We start from the raw sequence: 23,405 nt of genomic DNA on the forward strand, positions 1-23,405 counted from the left end.
ATATATCTTAAATACTATTATTACAATCTAATCATCGTAGTATTGATCTCCAAAATTGAATGTAAGACCAAAACGAAGTGTTCCTTCTAGAGGACTTCTAACAGATGAAGTGGAAAACAAATAGGATACATCAAGGTTAACAATGTTATATCTAAAACCAGAACCTAATGATAAGAACTGACGTGCCCCTTTTTCATCACTCTCATGAAAAAATCCTGTTCTAAAAGCGAACACATCTCGATACATATACTCTGCTGCAAGAGACCAAGTTATTTCCTTTAATTCTTCACTAAAACCTCCATCAGCGTCTCCCCAAGAAGAGAACACAGCACTAAAAGAGTCTATATCCTGATATTCTATATTATCTTCGGCATCAATATCCCCATCTCCATCAAAATCTTGCGGAGTTGGAACCAACAGTTTACTAAATTCTATCGAAGGCGTAATTCTATTCTCATCATTCAAGATAAAATCAAAAGCACCACCTAATCTAAAGTTTGTTGGGATAAAATTCTCTTGACCGGCATCATCATAACTAATTTTAGGACCAAGGTTTGAAATTGCAGCTCCTGCTCTCCATCTACCATTAAAAGAATTAAATGCTATTTCTTCACTTCTGAAAAAACCTGCGATATCTACACCAAAACTTCCTGCAGCGCTAGCATCGTCTGCATTCTCTGTCTGTAATCGTAAATCTGAACGTAGATAACGCCCAGCTACAGCCATCGAAAAATGGTCGCTCAGTTTAAGAGCATAAGAAAGATCTAAAGTAAACTCGTTTGGGCGTTGTGTATTAGCTGCACCATCAGCGGTTTGCCTAAACTCAATATCTCCTAAACTAAAATATCTAAAACTTGCGGCAACTGCACTACGTTCGGTAATCCTGTTGTAATAATTTAAATTCCCTAAAAATATATCATTTACAAGATTACTAAGGTAAGGTGTATAATTAACGGCAACTCCCTGCTTGTTTTTGATAAATGCATACTTAGCCGGGTTCCATTGTTGCGAAAATGCATCTGGTGAAGTGGCAACTCCTTGATCCGCTAAACCAGCTGCTCTAGCATCGGCGGCAATTAGTAAAAATGGAGTGGCAGTAGTAATTGCTCTGTTATCTTGAGCCTTGGCGCTAAATTTTGATAGTGTTAAAAATACAAGACCAAGAATAAATGTTTTTTTCATACCTGCAAAAATTGAGTTTGACAAATATATAGTTATTTAGTGATTAAAAAATAATGAGCCATTTAATTTTTTTACAGCTCACTCTTATGTTAACGAATAATTTACTAATATCTTATATTTAGATTACATGTTATTGTCCTTACACCCTATTTAAGAAAACAAAATTTTTAAGATCTTATTGTTTTTTTATTAAAGCCTATTACTGGCAATGTTACTGGTTAAACTATCAATCGATTTAGATTTAGGTATACTATAATATTATTTCTAAATCTTCGACTTTTTGAATAAAATTTTCTTTGAATTACAAAGGTAATCCCAACAAAAAAAATAATTTTAGAAATATACAACTGTGTTATTTTGAGATTACCCCCTATCAAAGCTATATCTTACGCTTATGAATCAAAAAAATATGATTTGAGAATCTGCGTGTTTTTTTTACAGTTTTTATTTGGTCATAAATAATATTTTTAGAAATATTGCGTTAAACCAAAGTCGTTAGAAATTCATAAAAAACTGTGAATTGATAATATTTTAAAAATTTTGGGGTAAATTTAACGTTTATTATTATATTGCGAGCCCTAATTCTACTTTAACGAACTTAAGATTATGAAAAAAGCGTTTATTTTTAGGTCGCTGATGGCACTTTCCGTTAGTGTTTTACTGTTTAGTTGTACTAAAAACGACTATGGAAGCAGTTCTAGAGCCACGGGTTGGAAATACAACTCCAAAGACGGTGGTTTCCAGGTAGCAACAAATTATAAAGAGCAAGAGACAGGACCAGGTTTGGTATTTATTGAAGGAGGTACTTTTACTATGGGTCGTGTACAGGACGATGTTATGCATGACTGGAACAACACCCCTACACAACAACATGTTCAATCATTTTACATGGATGAAACCGAGGTTACAAACATCATGTATTTGGAATATCTTGATTGGTTAAAAGGTGTTTACCCCCCAACGGAGCCAAAATATAGAAATATTTACTATGGAGCGCTTCCTGATACCCTTGTATGGAGAAACCGCTTAGGTTTTAATGAAATGATGACAAATAATTATTTACGTCATCCAGCCTATGCTAATTACCCTGTAGTAGGTGTAAATTGGATCCAAGCAGTAGAATTTAGTAACTGGAGAACAAATCGTGTAAATGAAAGAATTCTTGAAGAAGAGCAAGTAATTAAAGAAAATGCTCCTTTTGAAGATGTTTCTGCAGAAAGTACTTTTGATACAGAAACTTATTTAAATGCTCCATCTCAAACATATGGTGGAAATGATGAAGCCATTAGAGGTGGTAAAAAATCAGAACAATACGAAAAGCGTAATGACTCAACAGGATTATACATCCAACGTAAGGATGGATTACTTCTTCCAAAATATAGACTTCCTACTGAGGCTGAATGGGAATATGCAGCTTTAGGTCTTGTTGAAATAAGAAGTTATAACATTTACAGAGGTAGAAAGAAGTATCCTTGGAGTGGAAAATATACTAGATCTGGAAAAAGAAGAAGTAGAGGTGATCAGTTAGCCAACTTTAAGCAAGGAGATGGTGACTATGGAGGAATTGCCGGATGGAGTGACGATGGAGCTGATATCACCGCTCCCGTAAAATCATATGATCCAAATGACTATGGCCTATATGATATGGCTGGAAACGTTGCAGAATGGGTTGCAGATGTATACAGACCTATAGTAGATGATGAATACAATGACTTTAATTATTACAGAGGTAATGTATACACTAAAAATGCTATTAATCCTGACGGAACTGTAAAAGTTGTAATGACAGATTCTATCGTTTATGACACATTAAGTAACGGTAAAATTATTGCTCGTGTATTACCAGGAGGAATATTACAAGTACCCATTACCGATGAAGATACGTACATGAGGACTAACTTCACTGATAGTGACAATAGAAACTACAGAGATGGTGACAAGAGTTCTTCTAGATATTTTGAAGGGTATCAAGATGAAAACCTTCCTAACAGAAGAATGTACAATGCTCCTATTCACTATGTAGGTCCTGATGCTGAAGATAGTACAAAACTAGAGAGACGATATGACGAATCTAGTAAGAGAACAACCATTGTAGACGATAATGTAAGAGTTTACAAAGGTGGATCTTGGAAAGATAGAGCATACTGGTTGGACCCTGCACAAAGAAGGTTCTTACCGCAAGATATGGCTACGGATTATATTGGTTTCAGAAACGCGATGTCTAGAGTAGGTACAAAAGCAAGAAAGAAAAAAACACCTAGACACCAAAAACCAAGAAGATAAGTTTAGAATATTAAAGTTCGTTATAAATAAAAAACCCTGTGCATATTTATTGTTCAGGGTTTTTTAATATACTTTTGTTTCATGAATATTAGTCAGATCCATCAGTTATTTTTAGAAAGTGCAGGGGCCTGCACAGATACTCGAAAAATTAAACCTAATACCATATTTTTTGCTTTAAAAGGTGATAATTTTAATGGTAACACTTATGCAGATAAAGCTGTAGAACTTGGTGCAAAATATGCCATTATTGATGAAGGTAAGTTTAAAAAAACTTCCAAACATATTTTGGTTGATCATGTTCTTAAAACGTTACAAGAACTAGCTACATATCATAGAGAGTATTTAAAAATTCCGATAATCGGATTAACCGGAAGTAATGGAAAAACAACTACCAAAGAGTTAATTAACAAAGTACTATCAAGCACATTTAAAACTACTGCTACTACAGGTAATCTAAATAATCATATTGGAGTTCCTCTAACGCTACTTTCGATGACTGAAGAAACCGAAATAGGAATTGTCGAAATGGGTGCTAATCATCAAAAAGAAATTGATTTTTTATGCTCTATTGCCAAACCTGATTTTGGTTATATTACCAACATTGGTAAAGCTCACCTCGAAGGATTTGGAGGTATAGAAGGAGTATTAAAAGGAAAAACAGAACTATATAAACACTTAAAACAAAATGATAAATTGGTTTTTCTTAATGCCCAAGACAAAAAGCTTAAAAAAGCCTCTGAAGGCCTAAAGACCTACTCCTTTTCTCAAAACTATGGAAAAGATGTAAAAGTCTTATTTACAAAGACAAATCCAAATGTTGTTGTATTATATAAAGGGTTAACGATCCAAAGTAATTTAATTGGAGCTTATAATTTCACAAATATAGCTGCGGCTATTACCATTGGTGATTATTTTAAAATTGATCCAAAACAAATAAAAAACGCTATCGAAGAATACATACCTTCAAATAATCGATCTCAAATAATTGAACATGGTAATTTTATAGTAATACTAGATGCCTATAATGCCAATCCATCTAGCATGGAAGCAGCTATCCAAAACTTTGATCTTCTGGAAGGATATTCTTTTAAATCTGCTTTTTTGGGAGACATGTTCGAATTAGGAAAGGAAGCATCCAGTGAACATCAAAAAATATCAGAATTAATTGCAAGTACCCAAGTGAATGAAATACATCTGATTGGAAGTAACTTTTATGAAATATCCAATGATGATTCGCGCATAAAGAAATACAAATCTTTTGATGAGTTAAAAGACCAATGGTCCTTTACATCAAAAAATGAAAAAAGTGTACTACTTATTAAGGGATCCAGAGGCATGAAGTTAGAACGAATACTAGATCTTCTTTAAACCGAGATTTTCTTGTTCTACGAATTTTTTGAGATTATCTAGTGATGTTTTTAAAGACTTTTTTATTCCTCTTTTTATTAGAATAGCTAATACTATCTTTTTAAACAAAGACTTTGCCTTAGGATATACTTCTACAGTCATTTGGCAAGAATGTTCAGATACTGCCTTGATAATAAAAAACTGATACAATTCGTCCAGAGGCAAATCGGTAGTGCGCTCTCCGTAAATCAAGTTACAAGGATCTGTTTTCTTTGTAACCGTGGTGAAATTAAAATGCTTTCCATCAATTACACATACATGTTCGGTCCCTAATCTAGTTACCTCATCAGGGTTATACTCAAATTTATTCACTCCCTTAACCCAATAATGCCGATAGCTATAGTTGGTAACATATTCAAACAATTCGGCTGCGGTTACATCAAACTCTTTTACAAAAATAATACTTGGTGGATTTTTAAAATCCACCACCTCTGGTATGGCGAATGGATTTAGTTTTAAGTTCTTTTTATTTATTTCAGAAAATAAATATCGAATTTCATTGCTATCATAAGTATCCACCCCTTGATTGAAATGATACAATTTACTTTTATAACTAACCGGGAGGCCAATTGTTTTTGCAACATTCTCACTCAATAAGGCATAATGATCACTTGGAATCGAATTCTTAAGCAATCTATGCGCTTCAATCACCACTTGTCCAAATGGTTTTCTTTTTTCCTGAACTGTAATAAACTGTAACTCGCCACAATGAACGATAATTTTAAGTTGTAAATTAGGAGCCGTAGCACAAGCATTGCAAGGACAAATACGATTTTTCTCTAATAGCTTGAGATGACTATAAAATGCCGTAAACATTGTCTCTATCTGTGCCAGAAGTTTTTCCTGAGAAGGAATTTCATTTTCTTTATAAAAAAATAATGCGTCCCCCTCTACCTCTGCCAGCTTTAAGTTTTGCGTATTAGCATTAATAAGAACTTCCAATAACTCCGAAATTACATGTTGACTATGTTCTATTTCGGTATTTTGTACAAAATATGTAAAACCAGAAATATCAGGAATAAAAAGTAGGGAATTCATCATTTAATAAATGTAATGAATTAAAATGAACCACGTACAAAACAAAAGAGCCCAAACATATGTTCGGGCTCCAGTTTTACTCAATCACACATTTTTAGAACAAGGTCAACTCTAAAGATAACATTGAGTACACTTAACGTTTACTAATAAGTATATTTCATATCAAGAACATTAACTCGTATAGGATTTGAAATTACCGGATTTGATGTATTTTTAAATGCCAGATGGCATTTATACTCCTGATCTAATACAACTTCTTTCACGTAAAAATTTTCCGTATCGATAATCGTGTGATTGTTTATAATTTCAAAAGACTTCAATGGTACCGATAGTCCCATACCATGTGCCTTTATAACCGCTTCTTTTTGTGTCCAATAGTTAAAAAAAGAGTTTTTGATATCACCCGAAGATATAATACGCTGCCACTCTAACGATGTCATTTGATTTTTAAAATCCTCAACTTCTATGTTTTTAACTATTTCGATATCAATACCAATATCATTATTTTGTGTAATCGCACACACAACAATATCACCTGAATGAGAAATATTAAATTCAACCTCTAAATCGATAAAATATGGTTTGTTGTAAGAGGTATAATGCATATTGAGCTCATTGTTACACACAATACCATAGTCTTTAAGTCCTTGTTTCAATAATAACCTTCCTAATAAAGACAATTGTGCATCTTGCCATCTTCTATATCGCAATACTTTTTCCTGAAAGCTTTTAGGGAACCTGGGTAACCATTCTTTTATTAAGAAGTTATGATTCTTTTCTTTGATATAAGAATATAATATTCGAGTCATTGATCTTAGAAGATTATAATTGTCTTATTGTTTAACCAATAGTAGAGAATTGGAGTTCAAATTGCTCAAACACTTGCAAAAACTACTTTTTTACAATTTATCAATTAATTATAATAGTAATTTTATTAGAAAACTCCCCAGTAAAACAAATATGTCATAAGTAAAACATTTGAAAATATTAATGAGAAAACAATACTTCTATCCTTTATTCTTCTTATTTGAATTATGAAGTACAGCAGTGTAATTGTTAGTAATACAGTAAAAATCATAAATAATGTAAAGATATAATTGAAGTCATTTGGTAAGCCAAAAGCCAAAATGAAATAATTCTGACCCGCTACTTTGATTAATGCCAATACTATGAATATTAAACCCGTTATTCCGAAAATCGAAGTAAGTAGACTTGAAATTCTAATAATCTTATCGGGTGTCGATTTATACTTTTTGCGTAAGAGCTTAATTATATAAGTGACAACAAATATTGTCATTAATAGTAAAGCAATAAAAAGTGGGGATAAAAAAATGAGATTAAATTCACTTAAACTGTTCCCTATATTTGAAACTCCTGAGTTAATAAATACATCTTTCACAAAACTTACCTCAGAGTTATTTGCGAAGGCCTCCGAATTTGGTTGTTGATAGGGTTTGTTAATAAATGTTTTCGCTACCAATGCTCCTTCTTTTGTAAAACTTGGTACATGGCCTAATGAAGGAGCAGGCACATAATATGAATTATAAAAATTATTTGCCGTTTTTTCTCCATTCTCCATAGGAGTAATTGGATCATATTCTCCTGCAAGGATCAATACTGGGAATGACACACTCGATAAACTTGAATAATCTAATTTCTGCAAAGAGTTTCCATTATTCAAATTCCATTTTTCACAGACCTTGAAATCGGATTTATAAAAAGACACTCCTCCATTTAGTCCTTTGTAACTTTTTGCATCTTCGTTATACTCTATTCTATTATTCACAGGAAGTGTTTCGGTACAACTTACACAATAATAGACTCCATAGTCCATACTTAATAAACTGGAAAATGCAGCTACCAAATTTCCCAAAGCCTTTTCATTTCTATTTTGAAACTGATAAATTAATAATGGAACTATCTCTATTAGTTTTTTATGATACAAAGCTTGTTGGATGGCGATTTTAAAGTCTTCAGAATTATATGTGAATGTACCACTATCAACTATTTTTTTATCTACCGATACTGTAATGGGTGTTTTTTCTAAACTCTCTATCACTTTATAATACACACTCTCCAAATTTGGATATTCTTCGTTACATTCTTCATCATTCGAACATTTTTTAAAGACTTTTAAAAGGCTATTAATGTAATTCGTAGTGTTTTTGGTATAATATGAAGTTATATCATTAATAGAGGAGTCTAACAACATTGCTTTAATATCATTGGGATATTCGCTGGCATATACCTGAGCCATATAGGTTCCATATGACACCCCATAAACATTCCAAATTCGATATCCGAGCTGTTGTTTTAATGCATGTAAATCTTTTGCAACCGAAAAGCTGTGATATGCATTAATATCTACCTCTCGATCTTGAAGATCTTTTTTGCAAGATAAGGCAGCAATTGCTTTTTGTTTTTCATCTTCTTCAGCAGATTGATTTTTTGCCAAAATATCCAAAAAGGTCTTCCCTAAATCTGGACATAATCTCGGTTTTGAAAAGCCGGTACCCCTAATATCAAATAACACAATATCATTATTTTGACGTAAATCATGTTTACGCCAAAATCCCATATTATCCACCCCCTTGGCACCAGGCCCTCCTTGTATAAATACTACCGCATTATTCGAATCCCTATTAGAAGTGTTTTTTAAAACTGAAACTGCAATCTTAATCTTATTACTTTTGGGATTGTTCCAATCTTCGGGAACCGTAAGATATCCCCAAATGATGTTATCATTCTTCAAAGTTTTAGAGTTTGGGTAGAAGGAAGTAGTCTTTTCAAAGCTTGTATTTTGCCCAGAAAGCATATTGAATAGCATAATACCAATAATGATTAGCATTCTTTTCATTTTGTTGTAAAATCTCATAGTATTTGGTAAAGGTGGGTTATTGAATAAATGATTACTAAAAACTGAAATCTATTTCAATTGTCTCTTGTTTTTCAAAATCCAAAGCAATATCTAGTTCATTAATAGAGACAAAAGGGTTATTTATAACTGCCTCTAAAGTCTTTTTGAATTTCTGAGTTAATAACTCTATAGTAGCAGTTTCATATTTGCTAGTATCATAATATACAGAACCATTCAAATGCTTTTCATTTATAGAAAAACTAAACAATAAAGGCAATCTGCTATATTTTGCATTTACAGGATTGAACTTTAGGACAAAGTCATGACTTACCTCAATCTTCTCATAATTGAATGTTGGGTTTTGCAGGACCAATATTGCTTCTACCCTGAGCTTGCTTAAAATATCTTCTGGGATGTCCTGATGCTCATCTATAGCCAACATATCCTTTTGCACTTGTTCAAAAAAATCTGAAATCAATTGATCGGGATGTATCTTTGACCGTAACGGTAATGTTTTTACAAACATTCCTATTTGTGAATGTAAATCTGAAAAAGGCCTTCCCGAGTTTATAGTTCCAATGCATATATCATCTAACTTTTGCATCTTATGAATCAATACATTAAATGTGGTTGCAAGTAATGTATGGAGCGTAATTTTTTGACTAAGCGCAGTCTCATTAAGTTTATTCAAAAACATTTTATCCCAATTGAAATGATAAAAGCTGCCAGAAAATTTCTTGCTTAACGATTCGTCTTTATCATATGATATTAGGCTCTCCCATTTATAATTGTTCAAATAATCTTTCCAAAATTTACGATTAGCGGGTTTACTTTCTTGTTCTATTTTGTGTTGCCAAGTAGCATAATCTTTAAACTGTATATCCGGTTTCTTTCGTTTTTTATCACTTCCTACTATTAAAAGTCCATAAGAGTCTACTACTTCTTTTATCAAAACCTCAAGAGACCACCCATCCATAATAATATGGTGTGTAACAAATAGTAAAGTTTTATACCCTTTTGTCGTTTCAAACAACCCAAGACGAATTAATGTTTCTTTTTTAAGGTCAAACTCGTGGTTTGCATATGTTTCTAGTTCTTTTTTTAATTTAGAATCTTCAACAATAAAATGATCGGCTTTAAAAAAAATATCATCATTTGATTTTATGACTTGACAAGGAGAACCATCGATCTCTAAAAAATTAGTTCTTAAAGCTTCATATTTCTCTATTGTTTTTTTAAAAGCTTCTTCCAGCAAAGACAAATCAAATTTACCTTCTACATTATATGACCTAAACATATTATATGCTACCGATTTTTCACTTTGAAATGAAGCCAGCCATATGGCGTATTGCGGTAAAGTGATTGGATAATGAGTGTTTTCTTGAGCCAAGGGTATGGCCTCTAAGTTCTGAGATTCTTTTTCTTTCAGAAAACTTGTTAATGACTGGACTGTTGGATGATCAAAAATGGTCTTTAGTGAAATTTGATACCCCAGGTTTTTTTCAATTTTTCCAATTAAGCGTACTGCATTAAGAGAGTGTCCTCCTAGCCTAAAAAAGTTATCTTCTATTCCTATTTGAGTGTCAATTTTTAAGACTTCGCCATAGTATTTACATAATTTGATCTCTAAATCGGTGGTAGGCTTTTTATACTTTGATTTGTCCAAAATTGAACCTATCTCTAATTGGGTTAAAGCTTTTCTATCTATCTTTTTATTGGGAGTTAATGGGAATTTTTTAATTGAAACTATTGTACCAGGAATCATATAATCAGGTAATTCTTCCCTAAGAGCACCTAAAATCTCATTTACCTCAATTTCATCTTTATCAGGAATCACATAGGCCACCAACGCCGCTTCTTGATTTTTGCTCTTTTTTGCAATCACGACCGATGATTTTATAGCATAATGGTCGTTAAGCTTCGTTTCAATTTCTCCAAGCTCTATACGATACCCCCTTATTTTAACCTGGTTATCATTTCTTCCAAAAAATTCTATTTCACCTTTATCATTCCATCTTCCAATATCACCGGTGTTATAAATTTTTGACTTTTTTTGAAATGGATTTCTAATGAATTTTTGAGAAGTGAGAGACTTATTTTTAAAATATCCTTTTGCCAACCCGTCACCACCAATATAAATATCTCCTACAATACCTTCTGGTAACAAATTTTGAGATTTATCTAATATATAAAACTGAGTATTGTGTATTGCCTTACCAATGTTTGATGCATCTTCTGGTTTTTCTATTTTTTTTATACTTGACCATATCGTTGTTTCTGTAGGCCCGTACATATTCCATACTTCAGAACATGTTTGTAGCAAGTTCTTGGCCAAAGATTCACTAAGAAGATCTCCCCCACATAATACCTTTAACTCTTTTTCTCCTTCCCAACCCGCGTTGAACAACATTTGGTAAAAACTCGGAGTAGCCTGTATTATGGTTGGTTGTATTTGTTTTATTTCTTTTATTAAACCTAAAGGATCATTTAGAATTTCTTTTCCGGCTACATGTAATGTTGCACCCGAAATTAACGGCACAAAAAACTCAAGAATAGAAATATCAAAAGATTGTGTGGTAACCGAAAACAAAACATCACGAGAATCTATCTTTGGTTCTTCTTGTATACTTAATAAAAAATTAAGCAAAGATTGATGACCGATGACCACTCCCTTTGGTTTTCCTGTGGATCCTGAAGTGTATATTACATAAGCAGTTCGGGATGGCCTAATTTCAACGAGATTAAGGGATTCATCAACCATATCTGAATGCAATAAAGAATATACGTTGATTACATCTGCTTGTGTTCTTAAATTAGATTGTAGCTCTTCCTCTCCAATAATGCACTCTACTTCACTATGTTTAAGAATATAACGTAAACGTTCTTTAGGAAAGCTTGGATCCAGAGGAATGTATGGTCTCCCCGATTTAAGAACTCCCAACAATATGACTACAAGATCTGCAGATCGCTCCATAAGAACAGCAATTGGCGATTGATTACCCACACCATAATTGCGCAACAAATAGTTGGCCACTCTATTGGATAAAGCATCTAACTCTTCATAACTATAAACATTGGTTTTATCCTGTATGGCAGGATGGTATGGTCTTTTTTCGACCTGATTCTTAAAAAAAGTTAATAATGTTGCATCTTTCGGGTAATCAACTTCTGTTTGATTAAATGAGTGCAACAATCGTTTCTCTTCTTGCGATGTTATATATTGATACTCTGATAGCTTTTTTTGAGGATTAATATTTATTTCTTCAATAAGTTTTTCAAAATGCATTGCTACCTGTTGGATCGAGTTTTCATTAAAAAAATTGATATTGTAATCAAAATCGATCTTTACATCTTCTTTTTCATCAAATTCCCTTATGTATATAGCAAGCGCTACACGTTCGGATTGATGGGTTAATGGGATCACCCTTGTTTCTGTATTTTTAAAATGACCTGCATAGTTTTGTTTTTCGTAGGATAAAGTAATATCGAACAAGCGATTTTTTTGTTCAAAAAGTCTTAACTCCTGAACTAACTTACCTAGCGGAAATCTTTGATGTCGATAATCTTGGCGTAATTGCTGTCTAATATTAAGAATTAACTCTTCGAAAGTATTTTCAAAATCCAATTGCATACGCAGCGCGTTTACGCCCATAAATAAGCCTACTGTTTTTTTGAAAATTGATTTACTACGATTTAATACCGGAAGCCCAATTGCAAAATCTTCATTTTGATGTTTTCTACCAAAATACAGATACAAAATCCCTAAAATAATATGAAAAGTTGAACTACGATATTGCTTTGCCAACGTCTCTAAACGATTATACGTGGTTCTCTTGACTACTACTTCTTTTCTCTTACTTTTATTAATATCGATTGTATCATCAATTTTTTCGAAAAGATGTGTTGGAAGTTTTTCGAATTTTTTTGTCCAATACTCTTTGTTAGCTAAAAAATCGTCAGATTTGTGATAGTTCTCATCATCATCAACAAAATTTTCATAACTATAAGGATATTGAGTCTGTATTTGCCCGTGTTCAATAAGTTCATTATAGTTACTCACCAATCTTTGAAACATCAATGAAGTTCCCCAACCATCGGTGATAATATGATGATATACAGAGAACAGATAGTATGATTGCGCATCCACTTTTATTAAGATAAATTTGTGGAGCAACTCTTTTTTTCTTAGATCAAAAGGAGTAATAAATGCTTCTTGCATATATTGATTTGCCAATATATCAGCATCATTATTAGTTGAAAAATCTTTAAACCCCAAATTAGAGTTATGTGTTGGTAAAATCTGTAATTCACCATTTTCACAGTTATCAATAATAATGCTTCTATAAGCATCATGTTGATTTATTAGTGCTATATATGCCTGGTTTAATATTTCATATTGTATGTTACCTCTGATGGCTATTTTGGCTCCAATGTTATAAATAGGTTCATTGGGATATAGCAATTGCTCAAAATAGACATCTTGTTGTGGAAGTGTCAATCTCATATCTAAAAAAACTCTAATAAATTAGTAAGGTATTTATCACTCTTGACCCCAAGAGTAAATAGAAACCGAAAAAAATGTGATTATGCCCAAAGATTTTCGGCTAGCTCTTCTCTATTATCAATCACAGAAACATCTTTTACGATTTTTCCATAATCAAACTTTATAATTCTATCTGCGCAATGAAAATAGGCATCATCGTGAGTTACGGCAATAATAGTTTTTCCTTCTTCTCGTAATCTTGGTATTAAATCTTCATAAAAATATTTTCTAAAATGAGGATCCTGATCTGCTGCCCATTCATCCAATATTAAAATTGGCTTTTTCTCAAGAAGAGCAAAAATCATAGACATTCGTTTACTTTGACCTTTAGAAAATTTTCTTCTTGCTGATTCTTCTTTGTCATCGGTTACAACATTATCCAACTGCATAGTTTCTAATAGTTTCTTATACTCACTATTATTTTCTACGGTATAATCATCATAATTATTGGAAAAAATATGATTGTTGGTAAAAATAGAAGTCATCGAATCTTGAAGATCATCTTTGATTGTTAAATTGGCATCATTGTTTATGATAACATTTCCTGTTGAAGGTTTATACAATCCTGTTAACACATTGATAAATGTACTTTTACCCGATCCATTACCCCCTACAATAAATATAACTTCTCCTTTACGAATCGAAAGATCAATCGGCCCCAACTCAAAAGAGTTTTCTACATCATTTCCGTATTCAAATCCCATGTTTTTGAATTCAATGGAAAGAAATTGATGATCTTTATTATTTAGAGCAACAACTTCTTGATCATCATTTTGAAAATCTTTCATAAACGTCTTTATTCTTTTATTTGCAACCATAAACCGGGTATATACTTGTTGTAGGTTCACTAAATTGTTTATTGGCCCAGAAATAAAAAGAATAACCACTACATATGCTATAACATCTTCTCTTTGTAAAAATCCCAATGCTGGTAGTCCAAACAAAACTGCTGCAATAACAGCATATAAGCCATATTGACTTATCATATTAATAGATAAAAAGACATAATTAATTTTGAAATCTAGTTTTTCGGATTTATCTCGATTTGGTTCCAAAAATTTTTTCATGATATTCTGTCTCTTAACCGCACTTAATTTTAACTCTTTAAATCCCATAATCAAATCATCGACATACTTATAATAATACTCATTAAACTTGCGAAGCGTACTTACCTGTTTTGACATTGAATTCATTACAATAAAATAGCACACAGCAACCATGAGTATAAGGGCAAGCACAATACCTGCAGATATTGTCGATAATGTGAACATGTAGACAATTCCTAATATCAACATTAGCAAAGAACTAATAGTGTGCGTAACGGTATATGGTAAGTTTGAGAATACTCTTAAATCTTCCATAGCTGTATAAAACCTTTGAGTGCCATATTTTTCAATAATTCCCAAAGGTGCCTTTAAGATTTGATCAAATAGATTTTTCTCATTTCTGTACAATAGATTAAATGCATATTTATTTAATCCTTTTTGAAATATAATATTCAATAAATATGTGTAGCCAATAAAAGATAAAAAAACTATTGCCATATAATCTTTTAAAAAGCTTTCATTTCCAGCCAAAACGTTATTAATTATATAGATTATACCAAAACTTAATACTGTATTTGGAATAGCATATAACAACAAAAGGATTATGTTTTTGGGTTTTAATTTTAGCATTGTATTTGGTGTATTTTACTGATGATGGACTCAAGCAGTTGGTTATTGATTAGTCAAGACTTGTTCAAAACAGTTCGTAATAATATTGGCTATTTTTTTTGAGTGATTATTAATAAAAAAATGATTGCCTTTTAAAATCTGGCTCCTGAAACCACTCTTTGTAAATTCCTTCCAATTTTCTATGTTTTCGACATTTTTTTCCTGATCACCCATAATTGCATAAATAGAACTATCAATTTTAACTTTATTCTCAGGAGATTTTCCTTTTTCCAGTATGGCAAAATCTGCTCTCAAAACTGGAGCAAAAAAATTATACAATTCACTATTTTCAAGAATTTCATCAGGCATCCCTCCCATTTTTCTTAATCTCTCCTTAAAATCACGATCATTCATTAAATGATATTTCTTTTTCTTTGTATTATCTTCTTCTTGGTCTTTTTCCTTTATACGTGGGCCTGAGTGGCCGGAAACTACTAATGACACTGGGGGATCTCCTTCTTTCTCCATATGATTTGCAACCGAAAAACCAAGAATTGCCCCCATACTATGTCCAAAAATTATATAAGGCGTCTTATTCCTAAGGTTTTTAATCTGTTTGACATAATCCATAATTGCATCTTCCTTACTCAAGAGAAGATTTTCTTTATATCTTTTTCCCCTTCCTGGTAGTTCTAAAGCGTAAAAATCTATTTTACTTTTAAGATCATTTCTTAAAAAATCATAAGAATAACAATTTCCACCCGCAAAGTGGAGTAAGAATAGCTGCATATATTTTTTGTTTAATTTAAGTTATGATGTACGATACTATTGGGCTCTTCTGGTTTCAGATTTACCTACATCCTTATTCTTGTACTTAGATTTTTTCAAATTCCCGAAATTGTAGGATACAGAAAATCTGAAATAATTGGCGTTGTATGTATTTGCATATGTCACATCAGTAATCCCAACTCTATATTCACCATCGGCTCTGTATTCATTAAAAATATCGTTGAAATCTATATTACACGTAACGGTATTGTTAAACAATTTTTTCTCAAGTCCCATGTTTACAGACGATTGGTCTTTTCTTAGATATATTCCATCTCGTTTATCCCCCAAGTACCATGCAGTAAGATAAATTGTAAACCAGTCTTTCACATCAAAACTATTTTGAGAATAGAGATAAAAATAAGGTTCTATATCACCACTGACTTGAAAAACCCCTTCATCCTCTATAAGATCATTAATACTTATACTCGCAGTATTTATAGATCTCCACCACTTTAAATTGATGTTTTTTGACAACGAAGCAAAGTATGAATGTTCTCTACTTAAATTAGCCCTTTGTAAAATGTACTCACTTGGATTCTCTTGAGATTGAAATGCCCCTCCATATATAGGATCTTTTGTATAATTATACCCTAATTTTAAACTCCATTTTTTATATGTACCCCCTAATTCGATTGCGTGTACAATAGACGGCTGAAGATCAGGGTTCCCTCGAATTGATGTAAAAACGTCTTGATATACTACAAAAGGGTTTAATCGATTATAAGGAGGCCTTTTTATTCTTGAAGAGTATGTTAGATAAGTGCTTGCCTTATCCGATAATTTGGCGCTAAAGGACGCATTGGGAAAAAAATTGATGTAATCATCTTCTACAATTACCCCTCCGTCAACACTACTAAACAAGGTGTAGTCTGTAAACTCTGTTCTCATTCCCAAGCTATAATTCATCCCTTTTTTGATAGTTCCTTTAAAATTTATGTATCCTGCAGGAACTCTTTCGTCATAATCAAAATTGCTAGATAATTGCTCATCAAGTATTAAGTTTCCTTCATTATCAATATCAAAAAAAGTAGTATTCGAATTTATATTGACATACCCATACTTTATACCCATTTCCAAAGCATAATCATTTTTAAACATTTTGGTATAATCTAACTGCGCACTAAAAATGTCTATGTTATTTTCTCCCACATTATTAATTCTAGCATTATTTTCAATCCCTGAAATGATATTGGACTCATTAATATTGTTATCAAAATCATTATTGTATGATGCATATTGACTACCGATAAAAAGATTCGAACCCAAGGTGTCAATTTTGGAATAATAATTTGCGTTGATTGTATTCTTTAATGTAACATCATCTTGTAATAAATCACTTGTATAGATACCTACTTCAACATCGGTAATTGTATTGTCACTTGTGAGCCCTCCTCCCAGTTCTTCATACCCTCCGGTATACTGTACAGAGATATAACTTTCATTAGAGAAATTATATTGAATCCCCAAACCATAATTAGATAAATTTTCATAATCATATTGCCAATCTGTTTCGATATCAGAGTTAAAAACATCTCCTACTTCATTTCTAGATCTTGTCGTTTCGAGAATTTGTCTATCTTTCCCAACAATTAAACCATAGTTACTATTGAAGGACCATTTTCCTTTCGCATAGTTATAATCAATATTGGTTCTATTTTGATATCCTGCAAAATCTGTATAACTGTAATAGTTTTTTATAGCCCCTTTTGAACCTTCGTCAATGTTTCGCTTGGTTATGATATTTATTACTGCATTTCCTTCTGCATCATAACGCGGCCCAGGATTCCCTATAATCTCGATCTTTTCAATGTTTGATGGGGAAAGGGTAGATAAACGTTCATTTGCAACCCTAATTCCATTAATGAATATTATAGCATTTCCCTTACCAAAAACTCCTATCTCGTTATCTTCGTTGACTACGATACTTGGAGATTTACTTAGTATTTCATTTACAGAAGTACTAGTGGCCAAAGTAGTATTTGCCACTTTAACCTCTACAGAACCATCTGGCTTTTCTTTTACCAATGAACTCTTTGAAACTATCGCTACCTCTTCCAATTCGTATTGTGCTTCAGTTACTACTATATTCCCTAAATCAATATTGCTGTTATCTATGTATTCAATATCTATAAACTTATCCTGAAATTCCAGAGATGTAAGTTTCAATATTGCTTTCTTTTCGTTTAGATTTACCAGATCAAATTTTCCTGCAAAAAAACTTGTTCCCGTAATTACAGTAGAATCTTTGGAAGACAATAGAATTGCATTTCCCAAAAGGACTTCACTTTTAGAATTAACTACATTTCCAGAAATAGTTTCAATGGATTGCGCAGTTGAAGTTACATAGGAAAGAGTTAAACATAAAGAGAGTACAATAACTTTTAAAATTTTGTTCATTTTTATTAGGTTTTTGCTAATCCTATTTACAATGAATTCCCCCGAGTACCTCTTAATCATTTTCAAATAATACATAGAATGATTTTAAAAATAAGATTGACAGCAGTTAAATATTTATTTAAAATGGTTGTGCTATTTAAGATGACATTGAAACCAAAATTTTTCTTGGTCCTTCGAATGGGGTTCTTCCATGAGCAGTGTTAATGTTATCTACTAACATTAAATCTCCTTTTTCCCATTCAAATACTATCATATTTTTTTCTGAAACGGATCGAATTTCTTCAAGCATATCTAATGGAATTTCATTTCCGTCACCAAAAGTTGCATATTGCGGCATACTCTTGGGGTCACCTTCATATATTTCCATTAATGCCTCATAAACTTCCGGTGAATTGGTACTAGGATGGAATTGATCGGCTTGGTTAAACCATACTTCTTCCTTTGAATTGGGATGTTCTATAATAGCCTTTCTTTTTTGTATGAGACGTAAAGCATTGTTTTCTTTCCATTCGAATTGAATGTCATTTAGTTTACAGTAGTTCTCTACATCTTTTTCACTATCGGTTTCAAAAGTATCTTGCCAAGAAGGCCCAGCCCCAAATCCGCCATGAAGATTTCTTATATATTCTACTCCTTTTTCTTTGAATGCCATTCTTGTATTCTCGGAAAGATCTGACAATATGGCTCTACTATCCGCCACAGCTGTACTCCCACCTTTTAATGCAGGAACAACACAACAAAAGAACAAGTAATTTGGCCATTGACTGCCATATGAAAGTTCATTATGTAATGAAATAAATTCTTCTGGCGGATGCTCTGTCGACGTATATACTTTTCCATGCAATTTTGTGCGTGGCGAATTCCCATCTATATAATCCATTGAGTTCCCCGAAAAAGCATTTACACAGGCTTCTAATTTTTCTGCGTTATCAATGTTATAGGACTTGAAAAGTATCGCTCCGTTATCAACAAGCATACTTTTAATCTTTGATTTTTCAGTTTGTAATAGCTCTGGCAACGATGTTAATTCAGTAGATTCTGAATTCCACAAGAATGGAAGACTTAATTTTGTTTTCATTTTACTATTTTTAATGTTTAAGAGTACTTAGATTTACCTTTACAGGTTATTTAACTAACACAACAAATAAGTAGGAGGGTATCGATTTAATTTTGGCATCTCCTTTTTTGCCTAACATTTATTTTTATTACAAAGAAGTATCTCGCCTAGAATAATCAGGTATTTAGCAAGTTAAATAGTGGTTTTTTGAGAATTCTTTCGGATAATTTTGAGTCCGGAACACTTTAGACAATAGCTTATACCGTTATAAAGATCATTATTACTCTTTAACCTATATCATAATGTATATTAGTAGGCTTTAAATTAGCATTCAACAGCTTCTTGAGATAAGTCTCTCTATCGAAACTTTTAATATGATCTAGTTGTAATGTCGAGACAATTTGGTTGGTAGCTGAATCATTAAAGATAAAATAATTTTCTTTCTGTGCTACACTATGGAAACTCAATTCATTACTATTTTCATTAATGTATTTTATAAAATTCTCGTATGAAACAGATTCTGGTTTAAATCCAGTAGTTCTTAAAGCCTCAAAAATCTCGCGATTTGAAAATGGTCTTTTTGATTTTAAATGATAAATTTTAAGACAATTTACATCGACAAATGAAATCTCAGAAATTAATGCCGAGAGTATGTCTACAGGTATAAAACTAATATTAGAATAATCATCCAGAATTTTTTCATTATAATATTTCAATTTGGACAATGATTTCAGTCTTAACCACATTAGGTTTTTATTAAGATCTGTAGCAAAGTGACCATCTTCAAATCTTCCTCCAATATTTGAAATTCTAAAAATTTTACTTGAGAACTTATACGCATTATTGATATATTTTTCAGCCTCAAGTTTTGATGCTCCATGGATTAATTGCTTACCATTCTGTTGTCCAAGGTCTGTATCTGTTTCATAAAAATTTTTAACCTCTTTTGGCATGTTGCTACCAACTACACCTACAGTAGAGATGAAGCTAAGCTTTTTAATTTCATGCTCATTTGCCCAATCAACTATATTCTTGGTTCCAATGAAGTTAATATGATCCTTTTTACTTTTTTTACTTATAAATTCTGGAGAACCAGCGATATGAAATATCATTTCAACATCCTCAAGAGATTGATCAACATGAGTTATGCCTAAATTTTCATTATATAAATCTCCTTCAACAACAGTAATTCGGTCTTTATTCTTGGTGTATTTATGTTCTCCATAAATTGACCAAAATCTGTTTTCGGCAACATCATAATCTTTTTTTCGAACTAAACAGTAAAGATCCGCTTCTGTATTGTCTATGAGATAATCTATAACTGCTTTCCCTAAAAGCCCTGTGCCTCCAGTAATTAATATCTTATTAGGAATACTTTTTGTGAAACTTTCGGTTTTTATGCGATCAATTAGTCCTTTATACTGCTTGTTGCGTAATTTTGAATCGATTTTTTTACTTGCCCCATTTTCAGAAACCAAATTAATGTTTGTTTGTGGTATTATCTTTTGCACAAGCTTAGAAATGGTAGAATACGAATAGATTTCTTCGTATGATATATTTAGACCTTTAACTTTCTTTCCTAACTCGTCTATCATATCTAATGCCGAAAGTGAAGTCCCTCCAATATCGAAAAAATCGTCTTCATCTTGAAAAGCATCTGTTTCAAGAATGGATATCCAAACATCTTTAATAATTTTTTTGACTTCATTTTGGCTTAAACTTTTTTCTTCATTCTGTTCTCCAGTTAAGTCTTTTGCTTCCTGATGTATTTGTAAAGAAATCTTTTCTGCAAGTTTTGAAACAGTTGAATATGAATACATTTCTTCATATGAAATTTTGACGCCATTGAATCTTTTTTCAAGTTCATCTATCATATCTAATGCCGCAAGAGAAGTCCCTCCAATATCAAAAAAATCGTCTTCATAAGTAAAATCCTCTGTTTCCAATATAAACGACCAGACTTTACCAATACTACTTTTAATATCATCTATTTTTATATTATCAATTTTGGTTTTATCGAATGTAGTATGGTTTTTGGTAATACTTGGCCAAAAACGTTTAGACTTAAAGTGAGGTAATTCTATGCCATGGTATATTGGATTAGAACCCACTTTGAGAGGATTTTCTCCTAATTCTACAATATTTGAGTATATTGCGTATCTATTTTTATCCTGTAATGAACCCTTTATAAGCTGTAGTTTTACATTAAGATTATCAAATCTGAAAGATTCTTTTTTTGAAAAGTCTAATATGATTATTTCTTCAGAAGTAAGTTTCTCTTCTAAATACTTCTTGAACGAGTCTTCATCAAAATCTGCGTGCCAATCATTAACATTTATCGGTTTTGCGAGCAATTCTTCTACTGTAACATTTGATTTTACTAAACTATTTAGAATACTATCTTTTTTTGGAGTGATGAATTTCACTTTAGATCCCAATTTGTTTATCAAATACTTGTACAAAGAATATTGAAATAGAATGTTTAAAGTATCTTGATTTTTTATTTCATCAATTTCTTTTGAAACATGTATATCCCATTGTTCTTTTATAAACAAGTTTTCAGAAAATATATCTTTAATAAATTCTCTTGAATAACTTAAAACATCAAGATCCAATAGTAAAAATATTTTTTTATATACAGATTTTGTTTTATCTAATTTTAGAGAATCAATAAGTACTTCTTTCGAGGTGTACACGATAGCCTCATTGTACTGATTAGTCTCATAGACCTTATTGAGTCTTTGGCATAGTTTTTTTACTTCGTCAATAGTATTTAGATTGCTAATTTTTTCAGACAAATATTTCTTAAAACTTCTTAATTTCTCAATATTTTTTTGACTGATTTGCAAATAGTTACACTCTTTGTTTTTATACAAGTCTTCATTATAGCAATCCTTTTTAGATACTACAACATGTACATTGGTTCCTGTCATTCCAAAACTACTCACACCACCTACTCTATTTTCTTTATGACTGTTCCACTCTTTGGGGTTTGCAGGAACATAAATACCTGTATCTTTTAGATTGAAAAATTCGTTTAACTTCTTGAAATTGGGTTGAACCGGAATTATTTTAGAATTTAATGCAACTACCATTCTAAGCAATCCGGCTAGACCACTCAAATAATCCAAATGCCCTATTTGTCCCTTAAAAGAGCTCATGGCTATGTCTGAATCATGAAATGAAGGGTTCAATGTGGATAATGCTTGCTTTAACCCTTCTACCTCTATGGGATCGCCCAAAATTGTACCAGTGCCATGGGCTTCTATGTATTTTATATCACTATATTCTATATCTGCATTTTTCCAGGCTTGTAAGATTACTTCTTTTTGTGCATCAGAGCTTGGAGCGGTTAAACTGGATATTCTATCTCCTCCATGATTTACAGCAATTCCCTTTATTTCACCTAAAATTGAATCTCCATCTTTAACTGCTTGATCGTATTTCTTTAGAACAAAAAATATAGCTCCTTCGCCATTTACCATTCCATCGGCTTCTTGATCAAAAGGTTTACATTCACCTTTTTGAGAGTGCACTACATTGGTACGTGTAATTTCTTCAGTTAATGAAAGTATCTTTACACCTCCAACCAGGGCCAAATCACATTCATTATTCTCTAGACTTTGTCGAGCAGCATTAATAGCAACCAAGGAAGAGGAGCATGAAGTATCGATAGATACGACTGGACCTCTGGTATCTAAATACTTTGCCAATTTGGTTCCTTCAATCGCTCGTACAAAATCAAAATGATTAAATGAAACGTCTGAAACACTTGCATAATTAGGATAAGCAGATTCTGCGGCATTAAAAAAAATACCTGTCTTTGATCCTTTTAATGATGTTTCAGAATACCCCGCATTATAAAAGGCCTTTATTGCATTGGTTAAAAAAAGACGATGCTCTGGAAATGTTCTTAGTGATTCTCGCTCTGTAATTCCAAAATATTCGTTATCAAACTTGTCGATTTCATTAATATATCCACCAACGGCCATCTCTTTGATACCAAATGCTTCACGAATTTCCCCTAAGCGATGGTCAGGCATTCTGGTGATAAAAGATTCTTTATTTACAAGCGAATCTTGTAAATCTTTCCAATTCTTGATGTTAGGCAGATCAAAAGATAAACCAATAATAGCTATAGAATTTTTCATACTC

Annotated in this window: 12 protein-coding genes; 2 read left to right on the forward strand and 10 right to left on the reverse strand. The window is 32.1% G+C overall.

Going from position 1 to position 23,405, the window contains the following annotated elements; all coding sequences use genetic code 11:
* Positions 1 to 27 precede the first annotated feature (27 nt).
* A complete protein-coding gene (gene porV, locus U6A24_RS05725; RefSeq protein WP_324178972.1) occupies positions 28 to 1,182 on the reverse strand; it encodes a type IX secretion system outer membrane channel protein PorV in 1,155 nt (384 codons plus the stop codon).
* A 606-nt stretch (positions 1,183 to 1,788) separates the two neighbouring features.
* Between porV and gldJ the strand changes: the two genes are divergently transcribed.
* Both gldJ and U6A24_RS05735 read left to right on the forward strand, forming a co-directional pair.
* Positions 1,789 to 3,465, forward strand: a complete 1,677-nt coding sequence (gldJ, locus tag U6A24_RS05730) for a gliding motility lipoprotein GldJ (RefSeq protein ID WP_324178973.1) — start codon at positions 1,789 to 1,791, stop codon at positions 3,463 to 3,465.
* 81 nt (positions 3,466 to 3,546) lie between these two features.
* A complete protein-coding gene (locus U6A24_RS05735) occupies positions 3,547 to 4,833 on the forward strand; it encodes a UDP-N-acetylmuramoyl-tripeptide--D-alanyl-D-alanine ligase (RefSeq protein WP_324178974.1) in 1,287 nt (428 codons plus the stop codon).
* On the opposite strand, the gene U6A24_RS05740 is transcribed toward U6A24_RS05735, so the two are convergent.
* The 9 genes from U6A24_RS05740 to U6A24_RS05780 all read right to left on the reverse strand — a co-directional run bounded on the left by U6A24_RS05740 (position 4,819) and on the right by U6A24_RS05780 (position 23,401).
* Positions 4,819 to 5,913 (reverse strand): DUF2652 domain-containing protein, encoded by a 1,095-nt coding sequence (locus U6A24_RS05740; protein WP_324178975.1) that lies wholly within the window; start codon positions 5,911 to 5,913, stop codon positions 4,819 to 4,821. The genes U6A24_RS05735 and U6A24_RS05740 overlap by 15 nt on opposite strands.
* A gap of 140 nt (positions 5,914 to 6,053) precedes the next feature.
* On the reverse strand, positions 6,054 to 6,719 hold the full coding sequence (locus U6A24_RS05745) for a 4'-phosphopantetheinyl transferase family protein (RefSeq protein WP_324178976.1): 666 nt from the start codon (positions 6,717 to 6,719) through the stop codon (positions 6,054 to 6,056).
* 125 nt (positions 6,720 to 6,844) lie between these two features.
* Positions 6,845 to 8,785 (reverse strand): alpha/beta fold hydrolase, encoded by a 1,941-nt coding sequence (locus U6A24_RS05750; RefSeq protein WP_324178977.1) that lies wholly within the window; start codon positions 8,783 to 8,785, stop codon positions 6,845 to 6,847.
* Between the two features lie 37 nt (positions 8,786 to 8,822).
* Positions 8,823 to 13,271, reverse strand: a complete 4,449-nt coding sequence (locus U6A24_RS05755; protein ID WP_324178978.1) for an amino acid adenylation domain-containing protein — start codon at positions 13,269 to 13,271, stop codon at positions 8,823 to 8,825.
* A gap of 80 nt (positions 13,272 to 13,351) precedes the next feature.
* On the reverse strand, positions 13,352 to 14,986 hold the full coding sequence (locus U6A24_RS05760; RefSeq protein ID WP_324178979.1) for a cyclic peptide export ABC transporter: 1,635 nt from the start codon (positions 14,984 to 14,986) through the stop codon (positions 13,352 to 13,354).
* 42 nt (positions 14,987 to 15,028) lie between these two features.
* On the reverse strand, positions 15,029 to 15,754 hold the full coding sequence (locus U6A24_RS05765; RefSeq protein WP_324178980.1) for a thioesterase II family protein: 726 nt from the start codon (positions 15,752 to 15,754) through the stop codon (positions 15,029 to 15,031).
* A 36-nt stretch (positions 15,755 to 15,790) separates the two neighbouring features.
* Positions 15,791 to 18,193, reverse strand: a complete 2,403-nt coding sequence (locus tag U6A24_RS05770) for an outer membrane beta-barrel protein (protein WP_324178981.1) — start codon at positions 18,191 to 18,193, stop codon at positions 15,791 to 15,793.
* A gap of 136 nt (positions 18,194 to 18,329) precedes the next feature.
* Positions 18,330 to 19,271, reverse strand: a complete 942-nt coding sequence (locus tag U6A24_RS05775; RefSeq protein WP_324178982.1) for a TauD/TfdA family dioxygenase — start codon at positions 19,269 to 19,271, stop codon at positions 18,330 to 18,332.
* A 266-nt stretch (positions 19,272 to 19,537) separates the two neighbouring features.
* Positions 19,538 to 23,401 (reverse strand): beta-ketoacyl synthase N-terminal-like domain-containing protein, encoded by a 3,864-nt coding sequence (locus U6A24_RS05780; protein WP_324178983.1) that lies wholly within the window; start codon positions 23,399 to 23,401, stop codon positions 19,538 to 19,540.
* Between the last annotated feature and the right edge of the window lie 4 nt (positions 23,402 to 23,405).

The organism is Aquimarina gracilis, assembly GCF_035285365.1.
Lineage (GTDB): Bacteria > Bacteroidota > Bacteroidia > Flavobacteriales > Flavobacteriaceae > Aquimarina > Aquimarina gracilis.